General features: G+C 38.1%; 16 protein-coding genes. 8 read left to right on the top strand and 8 right to left on the bottom strand.

Annotation, left to right across the window (positions count from 1 at the left end):
• The first annotated feature begins 33 nt into the window (after window positions 1-33).
• Both MED134_RS07555 and MED134_RS07550 read left to right on the top strand, forming a co-directional pair.
• Entirely contained in the window at window positions 34-2232 is a 2199-nt protein-coding gene (locus MED134_RS07555) for a histidine kinase (protein WP_038597536.1), read from the top strand.
• Between the two features lie 2 nt (window positions 2233-2234).
• Window positions 2235-2969 carry a LytR/AlgR family response regulator transcription factor gene (locus MED134_RS07550; RefSeq protein WP_038597533.1) on the top strand — a complete coding sequence of 245 codons (735 nt, stop codon included), beginning with the start codon at window positions 2235-2237 and terminating at the stop codon, window positions 2967-2969.
• A 6-nt stretch (window positions 2970-2975) separates the two neighbouring features.
• Here the strand turns inward: MED134_RS07550 and murI are convergent, their stop codons facing one another.
• The 8 genes from murI to MED134_RS07510 all read right to left on the bottom strand — a co-directional run bounded on the left by murI (window position 2976) and on the right by MED134_RS07510 (window position 11206).
• Window positions 2976-3782: a glutamate racemase gene (murI, locus tag MED134_RS07545; protein ID WP_038597530.1), complete on the bottom strand. Its 807-nt coding sequence runs from the start codon at window positions 3780-3782 to the stop codon at window positions 2976-2978.
• 90 nt (window positions 3783-3872) lie between these two features.
• A complete protein-coding gene (locus tag MED134_RS07540; protein WP_038597527.1) occupies window positions 3873-4385 on the bottom strand; it encodes an OmpH family outer membrane protein in 513 nt (170 codons plus the stop codon).
• Between the two features lie 39 nt (window positions 4386-4424).
• Window positions 4425-5429 carry an OmpH family outer membrane protein gene (locus MED134_RS07535; RefSeq protein WP_038597524.1) on the bottom strand — a complete coding sequence of 335 codons (1005 nt, stop codon included), beginning with the start codon at window positions 5427-5429 and terminating at the stop codon, window positions 4425-4427.
• 37 nt (window positions 5430-5466) lie between these two features.
• Window positions 5467-8148, bottom strand: a complete 2682-nt coding sequence (locus tag MED134_RS07530; protein ID WP_084811641.1) for an outer membrane protein assembly factor — start codon at window positions 8146-8148, stop codon at window positions 5467-5469.
• Entirely contained in the window at window positions 8081-8821 is a 741-nt protein-coding gene (locus MED134_RS07525; RefSeq protein ID WP_035325783.1) for an isoprenyl transferase, read from the bottom strand. The genes MED134_RS07530 and MED134_RS07525 overlap by 68 nt, the downstream gene beginning before the upstream one ends.
• A 7-nt stretch (window positions 8822-8828) precedes the next feature.
• A complete protein-coding gene (locus MED134_RS07520) occupies window positions 8829-9503 on the bottom strand; it encodes a DUF6089 family protein (protein WP_038597518.1) in 675 nt (224 codons plus the stop codon).
• Between the two features lie 155 nt (window positions 9504-9658).
• Window positions 9659-10543: an NAD kinase gene (locus MED134_RS07515; protein WP_038597515.1), complete on the bottom strand. Its 885-nt coding sequence runs from the start codon at window positions 10541-10543 to the stop codon at window positions 9659-9661.
• A gap of 6 nt (window positions 10544-10549) precedes the next feature.
• Window positions 10550-11206 carry a CBS domain-containing protein gene (locus MED134_RS07510; protein ID WP_035325779.1) on the bottom strand — a complete coding sequence of 219 codons (657 nt, stop codon included), beginning with the start codon at window positions 11204-11206 and terminating at the stop codon, window positions 10550-10552.
• A 78-nt stretch (window positions 11207-11284) separates the two neighbouring features.
• Between MED134_RS07510 and MED134_RS07505 the strand changes: the two genes are divergently transcribed.
• The 6 genes from MED134_RS07505 (at window position 11285) to tig (ending at window position 17618) form a co-directional block, all read left to right on the top strand.
• Complete coding sequence (locus MED134_RS07505) at window positions 11285-11998, top strand: pyridoxine 5'-phosphate synthase (protein ID WP_038601022.1); 714 nt, start codon at window positions 11285-11287, stop codon at window positions 11996-11998.
• Complete coding sequence (locus MED134_RS07500) at window positions 11999-12766, top strand: alpha/beta fold hydrolase (RefSeq protein WP_038597512.1); 768 nt, start codon at window positions 11999-12001, stop codon at window positions 12764-12766.
• Window positions 12767-12894: 128 nt separating this feature from the next.
• Window positions 12895-14166 (top strand): OmpP1/FadL family transporter, encoded by a 1272-nt coding sequence (locus MED134_RS07495; RefSeq protein WP_038597509.1) that lies wholly within the window; start codon window positions 12895-12897, stop codon window positions 14164-14166.
• A 10-nt stretch (window positions 14167-14176) separates the two neighbouring features.
• A complete protein-coding gene (locus tag MED134_RS07490; RefSeq protein ID WP_038597505.1) occupies window positions 14177-15760 on the top strand; it encodes a lipase in 1584 nt (527 codons plus the stop codon).
• 112 nt (window positions 15761-15872) lie between these two features.
• Entirely contained in the window at window positions 15873-16217 is a 345-nt protein-coding gene (locus MED134_RS07485; protein ID WP_038597503.1) for a phage holin family protein, read from the top strand.
• 78 nt (window positions 16218-16295) lie between these two features.
• Window positions 16296-17618, top strand: coding sequence for a trigger factor (gene tig / locus MED134_RS07480; RefSeq protein WP_038597500.1), 1323 nt, complete (start codon window positions 16296-16298; stop codon window positions 17616-17618).
• Window positions 17619-17676: the final 58 nt, after the last annotated feature.

Here is a 17676-nt window from a genome sequence, read left to right as displayed (position 1 = left end):
GGATGCTAGATTTATAGTGTATGTTTGATACTAATGAGAACTAGAATTTACATATTATGCATACTCTGTATTGCCTTGTTGTCACCAGCAATGCAAGCACAGCAAAAAAATAGAGCCGTAAGTCGTAGCACAAACGAGATCTTCATTTTAAGAGGTAGTGTGCTAGACACCGAAACTATGAAGCCTGTAAACAAGGTAAATGTAGAGGTTACTGGAGGTGCTTACACAAAGACTGGCCGCGATGGGGAGTTTCGTATAGAGGCAAAAGTAGGTGATGAGCTTGTGGTTAAAAGTGAAGATTTTGAAACCGTTTATTATACAGTAAAAGACAAGCAGCGCATTAGGATAGAGGTAAGACCACTAGAAGAGGCTATAGCGCTTGAGCAAATGCAAGATGTAAAAGAAGAGTTAGTAAGCTATAAAACATATCTCAACGAGGCTCAATCTGTATATAGGAGAGATGCCGCTGCTGGCGTAGATCAAGTTGCAAAAGCACTTGCCATAGAGGGCTTGTCATCACAAGAGCGAGCAGAGAGTTTTAAGTTACTGGGTGATATTTATAGTTTCTGGAAACAGTATGATCTTGCCATTACAAACTATAAGCTTAGTATAAAGAATACCCCCAGCACTGCGGTAGAGATTGCTCTTGCAAAGGCATACTACAATAACAAAAGTTATCAAGAGAGTATACGTCTTTACAAAAGGTTAGAAAACAAAAAGCTCACACCCCAACAGCTTGTTACAGTAAAAGAAGGCCTGGGAGATGCCTATGTTGCTACTGGTGACTATGTGACTTCTATTACAAATTATGAAGCTGTAGAGCGTACGGTTTCAGAGCTTAATAAAGTCTCAGAAGCTGCACGCGTGCGTACAAAAATAGGTGATGCTTATGACCAGCAAGGGGCGCAACAAGAAGCAGCATCAAACTATAACAAAGCGGCGCAGTTATCTAGTCTTGAGAAAACAGAATCTTCTGTAAGAGCAAAAACAAACATTGCAGATTATTATAGTAGAAACAAATCTTATGACGCAGAGATCGAGTTACGTAAATCTGCTATAGAAGACTTAAGTGTGGTTGCACCAGACTCTATTTCTAATGATGATGTGATTACCACTCAAAAGCAAAATTATAAGATAGGATTTGCACTGGCTGCTCAAAATAAATACGACGAGTCTATAACATTTCTTAACAAAAGTATAGAAGAGGCAAAGCGCAAAGAAGACCTCACGGTAGAAACTAATGCACGTAGAAGGCTCTCTGAGGTATATAGAGATAAAGGTGACATAGACAAGTTTAAAGAAGCTTACGAGGCTTATAAGGAGGTGGTAGATCTTAGTTACAATCGTAAGGAACAAGAGATTTCGCAGGCTACAAGATTTGCAAAAGATATTACAGAACAACAAAACCGAATCATAAGCTTAGAAAAAGATAGACAACTCAATGAGAGTAGATATCAGCTAGCTTTTCAAGAGCAAGAGCTTGTAAAGGCACGTGATACTAGACAAAAGGTGATTATAGGATCATTAATTCTAGTGACAGCCTTGCTTATGCTTACAGCTTTTGCAATGTACCGTAGTAGTAAAAAGCAGCAGTATGCAAATAATGTACTTGCTCTTAAAAGTCTACGCTCACAGATGAATCCGCATTTTATCTTTAATGCCCTTAATTCTGTTAATAGCTTTATAGCTACAAATGATGAGCGCACTGCAAATAGATACTTGTCTGACTTCTCTATACTAATGCGAGCCGTATTAGAAAATAGTGAGGAGGATTTTATACCACTCTCTAGCGAGATAGATCTCATAAAACGCTATACAATGCTAGAACATTTTAGGTTCAAAAATAGATTTGACTACGAGATCGAAGTAGATAAAGAGCTCGATGTAGACGCATTTATGATACCTCCTATGTTGCTCCAGCCTTACGTAGAAAACGCGGTATGGCACGGTATGAGGTACAAAGAAGAAAAAGGAAAACTACAAATAACCTTTACTCAAAAAGATGAAGAAACTGCGGTAATAACCGTGTCTGATGATGGAGTGGGGCGCAAGCGAAGCAAGGAGCTAAAAACCGAAAATCAAAAGAAACAGAAATCTAAAGGAATGGGTAATATCAAAAAGCGTATTGCAATCCTTAACGAGATGTATGGCGATAGAATAAGTGTTGCGGTATCAGATATTTTTGAAAACGGAGAGGGAACACAAGTACAACTCTTTATTAAAAAAGCATAATTATGGAGCTTAAAACAATCATAGTAGAAGACGAAGAGACAAGTAGAGAGATACTGCGCAACTACCTTACAAAATACTGCCCAAAAGTAACTATCGTAGGCGAGGCCGAAAATGTAGATGAAGCCCTTATATTAATACGCAATCATAAACTAGATCTTGTCTTCTTAGATGTAGAGATGCCTAAGGGTAATGCCTTTGACCTGCTTGAGCAAGTGGGCGACCGTACATTTGAGACAGTCTTTGTCACGGCATATAATCAGTATGCGATGGATGCGCTTAATACACACGCCTCATATTATTTACTTAAACCCGTTTCTATAGATGAGCTTATCAAAGCAATAGACTATGTGACAGAGATAAAATCTAAAGAAAATGCACTAGAAAACAAGGTGCTTACCACACACAATATGGATAAGCAGGGTAAGATAACTATACCTGTACAAGATGGTTTTGAGGTGCTCCCGGCAAAAGATATTTTATACTGCCAGGCAGATGATAATTATACTCAGATTTTTATGAAATCTGGCGATAAGAAGCTAGTAAGTAAAACGCTCAAGTTTTTTGAAGTAGCCCTTACAGATTTTGGATTTGCTCGCGTGCACAAGTCTTTTCTTGTAAATGTGAATGAGATCACTGGTTACAAAAAAGGAAAGGGTGGGAGCGTAGTTATGAGTACTGGTAAAGAGGTGCTTGTTTCGGCTAGTCAGAAGTCTAACCTGCTTGCTTACTTTCAATAAACGTTTCTAAAAATCTTTGTGTGATATAGTAATGGTAGTGGTGGGTTTTACGCTTTCGCGAAAGCGTAATAAGACCTTTTTAAGCACCTTCACATCTCCATTGGTATAAAGATAGTGCTCACTTGACACATCCCCCGAAAGATTGTTTAATTCTTTTAAAACTGCCTCTGTTTGTCTAGCTACAGCTAGCCCAGAGTCTATAATTGCTACGTGTGGAGGTAGCATCTTTTTTAATAATGGGATGAGGTAGGGGTAATGGCTGCAACCTAGCACGAGGTAGTCTATGTTTTTTTCGACCATAGGCTGTATATAGGATTCTAGTAAGTTGTATAGCTCAATATTCTCTAGGTCTCCTTGCTCTATAAGAGGTACAAGACCTTCTCCTATTACCTCAATAACGTCTACACCTTGTGTCCATCGCTCTGAAGTGGTTTGAAAAAGTGAGCTGTTAAGCGTGCCCTTTGTAGCGAGTATGCCTATTGCCTTGCTCTGAGATTGTACAGCTGCAGGTTTAATAGCAGGTTCTATACCTATAAATGGAATTTTATAGTTTTCTCTAAGATAGTTTATGGCATTTGTAGTTGCCGTGTTGCAAGCTATTACAATAATTTTGGCGCCTAGGGCAATGAGTTTTTCTGTGTTTTTTACAGAGAGAGCAATAATGTCTTCTTTAGACTTTGCGCCGTATGGTGCATTTTTGCTGTCTGCAATATATATGGTGTCTTCGCCGGGTAGTCTAGTGACTATCTCTTTCCAGATTGAGGTGCCGCCTATACCACTGTCAAAAACTCCTATAACATTCTTGTTACTCATAGTTCTAAAATAAAAAAAACTGCCCTAGAAAGGGCAGTTTTTATATACTATTTGATAGTGTACTCAGTGAGTGGTTATCAAGCTTTAGATTTATATACCTAGAGCAGCTTTTGCATCTGCCATAAGATCGTAACCATCTGCCATAAGAACGCCTCCTGCTCCTGGAGTTGAGTCAAGTACAAACTCATAACCTTTTGCTCGTGCTACTTTCTGTATAGCAAGTCTAGCTTCTTCTAAGATAGGTTTGATAAGCTCTTGTTGTTTTACCTCAAGTTTTTGCATTGCAGACTGTTGGTACTTCACAATGTTAGTACGAGTTTCTTGTACCTCGTTCATACGTCTTTGGTTCTCTTCATCTGTTTGCGTTTCTGCCTCACGGTTGTAACGCTCAAGTGTTTTTTGAAGTTCATTACCCATTCCTGAGATGTCGGCATCATATGATTTCTGTAGTTTTTCTAGCTCAGTCATTGCTGTCTTATATGAAGGCATAGCTTCTACAAGAGACTGCGAGTTAATGTGTGCAACTTTGCTTTGTGCTTGCATAGCGCTGCTCATTCCTACGATAAGTGCAATTGCTGCTAATACTTTTGTAAACTGTTTCATTGTAATCTAATTTGAGTTAAGTGTAAAATTTAATAAAGGTTAAATACCTCCTCCATCTTCGCCATCTGCTTGTGAAGGATTTGCTTTTCTTTTTCTAGCTTGTATAATTGAGTCTCTTTTTGCTTTACGTACGGCAATTATAGAGTCCTTTCTTCTTTTTCTAGCTTCTAGTGCTGCTTCTTTTGCAGAGAGCGCATCACCTGTTTTTTTATCTAAAGTAGGAGTTCCAGAATTTCTACTTGCTGCTTTTGCCTCACGCACAGCTGTAATAGAGTCTTTTTTACGTTTACGCTCTTCAAGAAGTTTCTTTCTTCTTTCTTCAAAAGCTGCTTGACGCTCTGCCTTTTGTGCATTACGTTCTTTATTACGTGCTTCTAGTGCTGCCTCACGCTCAGATTTTTTTGCCTCTATAGCACGTTGTCTTTCTTGGGTAGCCTTATCTTGCTCTACAGTTTTTGCTTCGTCTATATCAAAGTCTCTTTCTTCTTTCTTATTATTTATCTGGTTGCGCTTTGCAGCACGAGTGATACTTCTTAATACTTGATCGCTTATGTTAAGGCGGTCTGCAGTATAAAGCATCATAAGATCTGAAGATTTATCAAAAACTAAGTCAAACTTTTTGGCTGCAGATATCTCTTGCACCGCATTAAAAACTTGATCTTGTACGGGTTCTACGAGTTGTCTTCTCTGTATAGCGAGATCTCCTCCAGGTCCAAAGCGTTTTTGTTGATACTCTAAGATTTGATCTCTCTCAAAAGCAATCTCTTCATCACGTTCTTCTATAAGTTCTTTCGTTAATAGTGCTCGCTCATTATCTAGCTGTTTTTTCATTGCAGATACTTCTTCGAGCTTTGTTTCTATCTCTCCTTTCCATCTTGCAACTTTTTCATCAAGTTGTGAGGAAGCTTCTTGATATTCTGGTACATTCTCGAGAATATATTCCATATCAATATAACCTATACGTACACCACTTGCTCGTTGACCTTGAGCACTAAGGCTTATAAGGAAAGTTGCTATTAATAAGATAAAAACGTTTGTCTTCATAATTTCAGAGTTGCATTAGAAATAATCGTGCCAAAAATTAAAACTGCTGTCCGATAATGAAGTGAGTTTCCCATCCATTTGCTCCTGTTGTACCAGGAATTGGGTCAAATCCATATCCAAAATCCAGACCTAATAATCCAAAGGCCGGCATAAATATACGAATTCCTGCCCCAGCAGATCTACTCAATTGAAACGGGTTATAATCTCTAAAATTGTCATAAGATGATCCTGCTTCTGCAAAAGTTAATGCATAGATGCTCGCCTGAGGGCTAAATGTGATAGGGTAACGCAGTTCAAGACTAAATTTATTGTAAATGGTAGCACCATCATTAGCCTGCCCTGTGCTTTGTAAAATAGCGCCTCTATCTATAGGAGTTACAGACTGGTTAGGGTATCCTCTAAGTCTTACAATCTCTCTACCATCAAGAGAGAAACCTCCTAGACCATCACCTCCTAAGAAGAAACGTTCAAAAGGTGGTACGCCTCTATCTTGATTATAAGCACCTAGCCAACCAAATTCTACTCCAGATTGTAGTACAAACTTACCTACAAGTGGTGTGTACCACTTACCAGTAAACTTTACTTTATAGTATTCTAGCCAGTTAAAACGTTCTTGGTCTATCTCTCCTACAGTTTTACCTGTGCTACTAAGACCATCTGCGATAGCCTCATCACGTTCTATAGCGAGACCTTTATAATCAACCCCGTTCCACGCTGAGTATGGTAACGTTAATTTTGCTGTAAGACTTATGTCAGATCCACTTGTAGGGAAAATTAATCCTCCATAAAGCTCACGTCTACTTAGACCTATAGTATAGGCTAAGTTTTCTGAAGCTCCATCTCCAAAGGTAAACAGACCTGTGTTATAGTTTTGTAAATCAAAGTGCTGGAAACTTATAGCGTGTGATAAGCTAAAGTTTCTATCTGGCCATTTAAGACGCTTAGATAATCCTACAGAACCTCCCGTAATTAAGAATTTACTGTTTCTATCTACACGATCACTTGCGCTACCTGTTGTAATACCTGTAAAAAGGTATTGTATAGTGTGCGAGAATGATGTAGAAAATTGTACTGGTTGTTTCCCTCCAAACCAAGGATCTGTAAGAGAGGCGCTATACGTCTGGAAAAACTGACTTGCTTGTGCTCTCAAAGAAAACTTCTGGCCATCACCCATAGGTAATGGGTTGTAGGCATCTTTATTAAATATGTTCTGTATAGAGAAGTTGTTAAATGAGAGTCCTAGAGTTCCCACAAAACCTCCACCACCAAAACCTCCTTGAAGTTCTATCTGGCTTGCTCCTTGCTCTACAACGTTATACTCTAGATCGACTGTTCCACCTACTGGGTCAAAATTATTGAAGTTAGGAGTAAGCTGCTGTGCGTCAAAGAAACCTAATTGACCAAGCTCACGTATTGTACCTACTACTGCTTTCTTACTGTAACGCTGTCCAGGCTTGGTAAGTAGCTCTCTGTAAATAACTTTATCTTTAGTCTTGTCATTACCTTTTACAGTTACTTTATTAAAGTAAGCGAGTTTACCTTCGGTAATGCGCACCTCAAAGTTTATGGTGTCATTTTCTACACTAGTCTCTACTGGATTTACATTTGAGAATAAGTAACCACTGTTTTGATAAAGGTTTGCGATGTTATCTGCATCGGGGTCTGTATCATCTTTTATACGTTCTTGAAGTAAAACACCATTGTAGACATCACCTCTTTTAAGACCTAACTGTCTACTTAGTTGCTCGTCTGTATAAACTGAGTTTCCTATGAAGTCTATGTCACCTATATAATATCTACGACCTTCTTCAACATTTATTTCTACAGTTATCGTTTTGTCATTATTCTTAATGATAGAATCTGATACAATTCTAGCATCACGATATCCCTTTTCTTTGTACTTATTTATAATGGCTACTTTGTCGTCTTCATAGTCTGCCTTAATAAATTTTGACCTTTTCCAAAGGCGCCAGATTTTTTTCTCCTTGGTGTTCTTCATTGATCCAAGGAGCTTTGCTTCTTGTAATTTTTCGCGGCCATTAAAGTTGATATCTTTAATTTTTACACGCTCTCCTTTGTCAATATTTACAATCATATTGACTTTATTTTTACCTAACGTGTCTGATGCAGGTACTGTATTTACAAACACTTTTGAGTTTAAAAATCCTTTTTTCTTATATGAGTTCTCAATATAGTTTGTAGTGGTGGTCTCAAGGTTTTCTGTGACTTTTGCTCCTTTGTTAAGGCCATTGTCTTTGATGAAGGTAGAACCTTTCTTTTGCTTAATACCTTTAAAGCGCACTTCATTAAGTTCTGGCACTTCTTTAATATCTAGCTGGAGATTTACTTTATCCCCATCTATTGCCGTCACATAAAGATTAATATCAGAAAATAGCTCTAATGACCACAATTTCTTAATTACGTTAGAAACTTTTGTGCCGGGAAGAGATATACGTTCTCCTACTCTTAACCCTGTAAATACAATTACAGTATTCTCATTGTAAGTAGAAGTTCCAGTAACCTTTATATCTGCAATTTCATACTTGATATTTGGATCTAGCGGGGTGTCTCTTTGCGCATTTACTAAGGTGCTACATAATAAGGCCAAAATAAAAATCCATCTGCCTGTTGCTCTTGAAAAAGTAGCTGTACTATTTAATCTGTTCACTTGTCTTTCCAAATCTTCGTTCTCTTTTCTGATAATTGTAAATAGCGTCATGTAAATGTTCCTTTCTGAAATCTGGCCACAATACTTCTGTAAAGTAAAATTCAGCATAGGCAATTTGCCATAACAAGAAATTGCTCACTCGTTGCTCTCCACTTGTACGTATTAACAGATCTACATCTGGTATGTCATAGGTGTAAAGATGCTGATTTATACAAGATTCATCTATTTCAGCTGGCGAAATTAGGTTATTTTTAACTTTATCGCTTATTTCTCGTACTGTTTTTATAAGCTCTTCTCTACTGCCGTAACTCAGTGCTAGAGTGAGTTTAAGCCTTTTGTTGTCTTTTGTTTTTTCTATCACTTCATTGAGTTCTCGCTGGGCTTTCTTAGGTAAAGAGCTCGTTAAACCTATGGTGTTGAGCGCAACATCATTGTCTTGAAGTGTAGAAATTTCTTTTTTTAGAGAAGAGACGAGTAGATTCATAAGTGTATCTACCTCTGCTTTAGGTCTGTTCCAGTTTTCTGTAGAAAAAGCGTAGAGTGTAAGGTGGGGTATGCCCAGCTCTGCAGCAGCCTCAACAGCTTCTCTTACAGCTTTTGTACCTTTTTTATGACCAACGGCTCTAAGGAGTCCTTGTTTTTTTGCCCATCGTCCATTACCATCCATAATGATGGCAACGTGCTGGGGTAATTTATTTTTGTCAATGTGGGCGAGTGCGTCCATTATATATTTAAAATGCGCAGAAACAAGGTCTGCGGCCAAAGGTAAAGCTTACAGTCACACCTGTAAACACATACCAGTCATTATTATTTCTATTTCCAATACTTATCGTATTGTCCTCTCCTGCGGGTGCGCTTCCATCCAGATTATCTGTAAATGTATAACGAGCACCACCTTCTAATGCAATAACCATAGAGTTAAAAGCTACTTTGTAGCCTAACACAATAGGTATTGCAAAGTCCAGAGCATTTCCATCTTGAGTAACGCCACTTACTCTAGAAATGTTTTCGTGATTAAATGCGGTTATACCTGAGTATAAGTATGGTGCATTTGCATTACGATCTTTAAACATATCAAATTCCCAAAAGGTATACTCCAGTCCCAGTGAGACTTCTTGTAAACTGTTTGTAAATGATAATCCTCTACTTTGTCTTCTAGCTTCGTGGCTATCTACATCATTTCCTTCCAGCTCTGTAAACAGGGCTGTAAACCTGAAGGAATGTCTTGAACTTCGGTTCCATTTTAAAATCGCTCCAAAAGCTGGTTTGTTTGGCGCAATATAATTAGTTGATCCAATGTCACTTACAACATTTGACCCGCCAATAAAGGCTCCTATCTCATAGGTTTGCCCTTGCACTTCAAAATTCCAAAAAATGGCGATTAAAACAATCGTCAGGTACTTCATATAGCCGTAAAAGTTTGCAAATATAACAATTCTGTGATGGTACTGGCAATAAGAGGTTATTAAGATGATTATGTGTGTGTTCGCTTTCGCGAAAGCGTCTTTAAACCCTATATAGTCAGTCCTAAAAGAAAACAGCCTTTGCGCATAATTATTGTCTAGTTCCTTTTATCTTCTCCCCAGAGTAGCTTGTGTCTAAGTGTTTTTAGAAAGCTATCTCCTTCTAAACGAATGAGGCTTATCTCAAATGGGGCTTTTTGTAGCGTTATGATTGTTTCATTATCTACCGTAGCTATTCTTGAGTCAAGAGAGATAAGATGTTGATCTGCTCTTCCAGAGACGCTCAGTTCGATTGTGGTGTCATCTGGTATAACTAGTGGTCTTGCATTAAGATTGTGAGGCGCTATAGGGGTGAGTATAATGCTTGATGTTTGTGGTGTGATTACTGGTCCTCCACAGCTTAGTGAGTAGCCTGTAGAGCCTGTAGGTGTGGCAACTATAAGACCATCTGCCCAGTAATTTGTAAGATTCTCACCGTCTAATTTTGTAGTTACAGAAATCATAGAGGTGGTGTTTTTTCTGCTTACTGTAATCTCGTTAAGTGCAAAGTTGAGTTCTCCTATGGGGTCTTTTTTGCTATTGGTAGTGACTTGTAGTAGGCTTCTTTTTGAGATGCTGTACTTACCGGTAAGTATTTTTTCTATAGACGCGGCGATGTCATTTTTCTTGATAGTGGCAAGAAAACCTAGTCGACCTGTGTTTATCCCTATTATAGGTATGTTAAGATCTCGTACATATGTAACAGTTTTTAGAATTGTACCGTCTCCACCTATACTCACAAAAAGGTCGTAAGTGTTATCTAGTTCTCTAAAGGTAGAAAAGTGATTGTAGTCCTTCTCTATAGTGTCATTCTCGTGTATAAGTTTGAGAAAGTTTTTCTCTATAATAACTTCTATTTGCTTTTTGTCTAAAATATCTAGGAGCTGCTGGATATATTGTCCTGCGGCCTCGTGGTAGAACTGACCGTATATACCTATTTTCATAGTTAGTTATATGTTTAAGTATTTCTCAAGGTATTGTGATCGCTCACGTAGGTCTGTAAGAAATGTATCTTCTTGATGACTTGAGACTATTATGTAGCTGTATCTTCTAAAAGCTGCTAGTATATCGTTAAAGTTTGACCTTCCTATTTTAAGAGAAATCTCTGCTACATCATTTTCTATTTTTGAGATAAACATACCCCATAGTTTACCATCATTAGACTCTACAATCTGGCTTATCTCGCTAAAAGAGTAGTCTTGCACTCCTTTTTCAATTACAACTACGCTTCCAGGCTCACTTATAAATGGTGTGTTATTAAAGAAATTCATCACATCTTCAAGTTCATAATAACCAAGATAGGTGTTGTTTTCTCCAAGTACTGGCATAAGGTTGCAGCCATTTTGAGCAAAGGCTTCTAGTACGTCTAGCCAGTTAGTATCAAATCTTACAAAAAATTGCTCATACCCGTGGTTATAATCACTTATGGGGGTAGTTGCATCTAGGCAATGTGTATCATTCTCAGGGAGCGACCCTACATAAATCCCATCTCGCTCAATAGGCACGTGAGAGTACGTGGTTTGTGTAAAAATAGATTGCACCTCGCCTATATTCTCTTTTTCTGAGACAGGCTTTATGTCATTTATTATAAAATCTGTTAATGTCATAATGCAAAATAATGAAAAAATACCCGCCCAGCACTGGTCTCTTTGTATTTTTGTGATATCAAATAATATATGATTGCTATGACAAAATTAAGCGTAAATATTAACAAAGTAGCCACATTGCGTAATGCTAGAGGAGGGAATGTGCCAGATCTATTAAAGGTGGCAAGCGACCTTGAGAAAATGGGCGCACAAGGAATAACCATACACCCTAGACCTGATGAGCGCCATATACGATATCAAGATGCTCGCGATCTAGTAGATGTGGTGACTACAGAGTTTAATATAGAAGGTAATCCTATTCAAAAATTTATAGATCTCGTACTAGAAACTAAACCTACACAAGTTACACTAGTGCCAGATGCAGTAGATGCAATTACGAGTAATGCGGGATGGGATACAATAAAACATAAGGACTTTTTAAAAGAGGTTATAGCCGAATTTCAAAATGCAGGTATACGCACCTCAATCTTTGTTGACCCTGTATTAGAAATGATAGAAGGGGCAAAAGAAACAGGTGCAGATAGAATAGAATTGTATACAGAAGCCTATGCAGATGGTTATACCGAAAACAAGGACGAGGCTATAAAGCCATATATAGCGGCAGCTTTTCTAGCTAGTGATCTAGGTATAGGCATTAATGCAGGACACGATCTTTCTCTAGACAATGTGGCATATTTTCATAACAGCATCCCAGATTTGCTAGAGGTTTCTATAGGCCACGCTCTTATGGCAGAGTCATTATATCTTGGTTTTGAGACCGTAGTAGCCTCTTATTTAGAAAAATTACAATAAATGATAGTACACTCAAATATTATAGGAGATGGCAAGCCACTGGTAATTTTACACGGCTTTTTAGGTATGGGTGATAACTGGAAAACGCTGGCAAAACAATTTGCTACAGATGGTTACCAAGTGCATCTTGTAGACCAGCGCAATCACGGTCGAAGTTTTCATAGTGACACATTTAGCTACGAGGTGTTGGTAGAAGATCTAAAACTATATTGTGAAGAAAATGGACTTGATAAGATACACTTGTTAGGTCACTCTATGGGAGGTAAAACAGCAATGCTCTTTGCGGTTACGTATCCAGCTATGGTAGATAAACTTATCATTGCAGATATAGGAGTTAAAGAATATCCACAGCATCACCAAACTATTTTAGAGGGGCTCACAGCGCTTTCAAATAATAGCGAAGCGATGTCTAGTAGGTCTGGAGCAGATCAATTTCTAGCAAATTATATATCAGACTTAGGGACGAGAATGTTTTTACTTAAAAATCTTTATTGGGTAGAAAAAGGGGTTTTAGGTCTACGTATGAACCTAGCGGCTCTTATTCAAAATATTGAAGAAATAGGAAAGCCCTTACCGCTGGGCGCAACTTATAACGATGCTACTTTATTCCTTAGAGGAGATAAATCTAATTACATCCTCGAGGAAGATAAAAATGGGATTTATAACGCTTTCGCGAAAGCGCAAATCAAGACAATTTCTAATGCGGGTCACTGGCTTCACGCAGAAAATCCTAAAGATTTTTATAAAGAAGTGATAAATTTTTTATAGTATTGTCAATCACAAAAAGCTATGTATGCATAGTAAATGTGTAAAAAATCAATGTTTCCTTTATAAATAGCTTATTTTTGAAGGTACATTTTTACGAATAACACAATTCCCATAACCTAAATTAAATTATGAAAAAAGTATTAAGTGTCATTGTTCTGCTACTTGTTTGTGCAGTGACGTACGCCGGAGGTTACCGAGTGAGTCTACAGGGACAACGAGGTCTAGCAATGGGTCACACAGGTGTGGCTTATGTAAACAGTGCTGAGATAGCATTCTTTAACCCAGGAGGCCTTGTGCACCTAGAAAGTAAACTAAGTATATCTGTAGGAGGCTTTGGAGTATTTTCTGATGTAAAGTATCAGAACACAGAGTTTGGAACATCTTCACAAACAGACAGTCCTACGGGAACGCCTCTATATTTATACGCAGCTTACAAGCTTAGTGAGAAGTCTTCTGTAGCGCTAGCAGTTTATACTCCGTATGGTAGTACAGTAGAGTATCCAACAGATTGGTCTGGATCGCACTTAGTAAATAGTATAGAACTATCTGCTATTTTTATACAGCCTATATTTTCTACAAAATTAACTGAAAACGTAAGTTTTGGAGGAGGACCGATTCTGGCTATAGGAGGTGTAAACTTTAATCGTAATCTAACAAGAAGTTTAACAGACGAAAACGGAAATAGATCAAATGTAGAGGTTGATGCTTCTGGAGTAAAAGGATATGGTTTTTCTGTAGGTGGTTATGCTAAGTTTAGCGATAAGTGGTCTTTTGGTGTAAACTATAGATCTAGAATTGATATCGAGGTAGAGCAAGGAGAGGGTACAGCAACATTCTCAAATGTGCCTAACTCACCGCTTGCACCTACTGTAAACGGAGATTTTGACTTTACAGCAACATTGCCATTACCAGCAGAGTGGACAGTGGGTGTCACTTACAAGCCTACAGATAAATGGGTTCTTAACGCAGATGTAAATTATGCAGAGTGGGATATATACAACTCTCTTGATCTTAATTTCTTAAATCCTGATGGATCTGTAGCACTAGAGTCTATTAACCCAAGAAATTACCAAAACGCTTGGACATTACGCCTAGGAGCAGAGTATGCCGTAAGCGATAAGTTTGCTTTAAGAGGTGGTGCTTATTTTGACGAGTCTCCGGTACAAGAAGGATTCTTCTCTCCAGAAACTCCACGTAATGATTCTTTTGGTTTTACAGGAGGATTCTCTTATAACGTAACACAGAAGCTCGCTATAGATGCTTCTTTCTTATACTTAGCCTTTAGAGAGGTAGATGCTTCTTATGATGCATATACAGAAAGTGGTGTTGAAGCCCCATTTGCGGGAACGTATAGATCAAGTGCATTTGCACCAGGTTTAGGATTAAGCTACAAATTATAAAATTACAGCAATGAAAAAATATTTTAATTATATCGCACTTCCTGCGCTTGCACTTGGCCTTGTTGCTTGTGAGCCAGAATTTGAAAATGAAATTGAGGATGGAACAGTATACACAAATGGAGAAGCAAACTTTTCTTCATATGTCGCTGTAGGTAACTCGCTTACTGCAGGTTTTGCAGATGGAGCGCTTTATATAACTGGTCAAGAAAACTCATACCCTAACATTATGGCGCAGCAGTTTGCGCTTGCAGGTGGAGGTGAGTTTACACAGCCTTTAGTAAGTGATAACTTAGGAGGGTTAACACTAGGAGGTACTCAAATTGCAAATAACCGCTTTGTACTTGCGACAGATGCAAATGGTAATCCAGGACCAGCAGTATTATCTGGAACTCCTACTACAGAAATTACAAATGTTGTAACGGGACCTTTTAACAATGTGGGTGTGCCAGGTGCAAAGAGTTTTCACCTTGTGGCGCCAGGTTATGGTAATGTAGCTGGAGTACCTACAGGACAGGCAAATCCATATTTTGCAAGATTTGCATCAGAGGCTAATGCTACAGTTATGGGAGATGCACTTGCGGCAAACCCATCATTTTTCTCTTTATGGATAGGTAACAATGATATTTTAGGTTTTGCAACATCAGGTGGTGCTGGAGTAGATCAGACAGGAAACTTTGATCCTACTACATACGGTCCTAATGACATTACAGATCCTAACGTTTTTGCTAGTGTGTATTCTCAAGAAGTTGGACTTCTAGTAGGTTCTGGAGCACAAGGAGCACTTGTAAATATTCCAGATGTAACATCTATTCCTTTCTTTACTACGGTACCATCTCAGTCTATTCCTTTAGACGCAGGTACTGCGGCTACTCTTAATGCAGCATTTGCAGCATATAACACTCAAGTGTTACCAGGTCTAGCATCTTTTGGGATCATCACTGCAGAAGAGGCTGCTGCTCGTCAAATCACATTTGCCGAAGGAGCAAACTTTATAACAATTCAAGATGAAGACCTTACAGATATCTCTGCAATAGTACAAGGACCTCCTTTTAACTTAGATCCTATTACTGCGGGATTATTATCTCAATTACGCCAGACTACAAATGATGATCTAGTACCACTTACTACAGCGGGAGTGCTTGGAACTACAGATCAAGATTTCTTAAATCTATTAGTTTCTTTAGGAATCCCTGCAGAGCAGGCTGCACTACAGGCTATAAATGGAGTGTCACGTCCTTTACAAGACCAGTTTGTACTTACCTCACAAGAGCAAGAACTTATCACGGCAGCACAAACACAGTACAATGCCACTATACAGGCACTTGCGCAGGCAAATGATCTTGCCTTTGTAGATGCACGTTCTGCATTACAAGTGGTTGCAAATGGTGGTGTTTCTTTTAACGGCGGAGTGCTTACCTCAGACTTTGTAACTGGAGGAGCTTTCTCTCTAGATGGTGTGCACCCTACACCAAGAGGTTATGCATTTACAGCAAATGCTATTATAGATGCAATAAATGATCAGTATGGTTCTACAATACCAGGAGTAGATATCGGTTCTTATGCAACAGTAGCTATAAGCAACGATGTAAACTAAGTTTTACAACCTACATACTATATAGTAAAAGCGCCTTTTTATAAAAGGCGCTTTTTTTATGTGTAAATTTATGCTTTCGCGAAAGCGTATTTAACCTATAAAACAACCTATTATGAATACAATTATTAAAATATTGCTTACAGCGGTTGCTGTGGTCGTGCTTTCAAAGTTTTTGCCAGGTGTAACGGTAGATGGTTTTGTGACTGCTATCATTGTTGCAGTAGTGCTCGCGTTACTTAAATTTATAGTAAGGCCTATACTTGTGATACTTACTTTGCCAGTTACTATTGTGACATTTGGACTGTTTTTATTTATCATAAATGCCATTATCATATTAATAGCAGATTATTTTGTGGGAGGTTTTTCTGTAAGTGGCGTTTGGATAGCACTCCTCTTTAGTATTTTACTTAGTATTTTTCAGAGCATATTATTCTCGCTACTTAAAGATGATAAGTAAGAGGACGTTAAGCACTTATTAAAAGATTGTTGGAGTTGTAAAAATATCGTATTTTTGCGCCCTCAAAATTACATTATAATGAATATTACAAAAGAGCAAATAGACGACCTTAACGCAGTAGTGAAGGTAGAAATCGTTAAGGATGACTATAACGAGAAGGTAGAGTCTATACTTAAGAACTATCGTAAAACAGCAAATATTCCTGGTTTTAGAAAAGGTCACGTACCTATGGGAATGGTGAAGAAGCAATACGGGATGGCTGTGCGTGTAGATGAGGTAAATAAAATACTTCAAGAAGCTCTAGGTAAGTTCTTACAAGAGGAGAAGCTTGACGTGTTAGGTAATCCGCTTCCAAAAAATCAAGAAGATTTTAACTGGGATGCAGAAGATTATAACTTTGAGTTTGAGCTAGGAATGGCGCCTAAGTTTGATGTAAACCTTAAGCCTAAAAAAGCAATCACTAGCTATAAGATTAAGGTAGATGATAAAATGGTAGATAGTCAAGTAACTACTATTAGAAAACAATACGGAAAGTTAATCTCTCAAACTGAGGTTGCAAAAGACAGTGAAGTAACTGGAACATTTGCAAGTGAGAAAGCGGGTATAGATAACCAAGCTACTTTTGAGATAGAGCAACTTAAAGGGAAGAAAAATGTAGATGCATTTGTAGGAGCAAAACCTGGAGATGTAATTACGGTTAAGACTAAAAGTCTTTTCTCAGAGCCTGCAACATACCAAGCAGCATTAAAAATCTCTGAAGACGAAGCAAAAGACCTGAATGCAGAAGTTACTTTTACACTAACAGAAACAAACAAGCGTGAGCAAGCAGATCTTGATCAAGAGCTTTTTGATAAGTTATTCGGAAAGGACGTTGTAAAATCTGCGACAGAGCTTAAAGATAAAATAAAAGAAGATGGTGAGCGCCAGTTTACACAACAGAGCGACCAGCAACTTATGAATGACGTTACAGAGCGTCTTATTGATGAGACTAAGTTTGACCTACCTTCAGACTTCTTAGCTAGATGGATACAGTCTACAGGTGAAAAGCCTATGACAGAAGAAGAAGCAAAAGAAGAGTTTACACGCTCTGAAAAAGGGTTAAGATGGCAGCTTATAGAGGGTAAAGTCGTTACAGAAAACGAACTTCAAGTAACATTTGACGAGCTTAAAGATTATTCTAAAGATATGATTAAAGCACAAATGATGCAGTACGGGCAAATGAACCCAGAAGAAAAAGAGCTTGATGATATCGCAGCACGTATACTTGGTAATCAAGAAGAAGTAAAGCGTCTTTCTGAACAGCTTATGAATGTAAAAATGCTTACATTCTTTAAAGAAAATGTAAAACTCAAGGAGAAGGAAGTAACCTTTGACGAATTTGTAAAGGAAGTATACAATTAGAATACCTCCTAGATAATAAGTATCTTTAAAGCGTTTTACTTGTCTAGGTAAAACGCTT

The sequence above is a fragment of the Dokdonia sp. MED134 genome (genome assembly GCF_000152925.2).
Taxonomy (GTDB): Bacteria; Bacteroidota; Bacteroidia; order Flavobacteriales; family Flavobacteriaceae; genus Dokdonia.
Note: the sequence above shows the minus strand (reverse complement) of the source record. Positions and strands in the feature narration are given on the sequence as shown.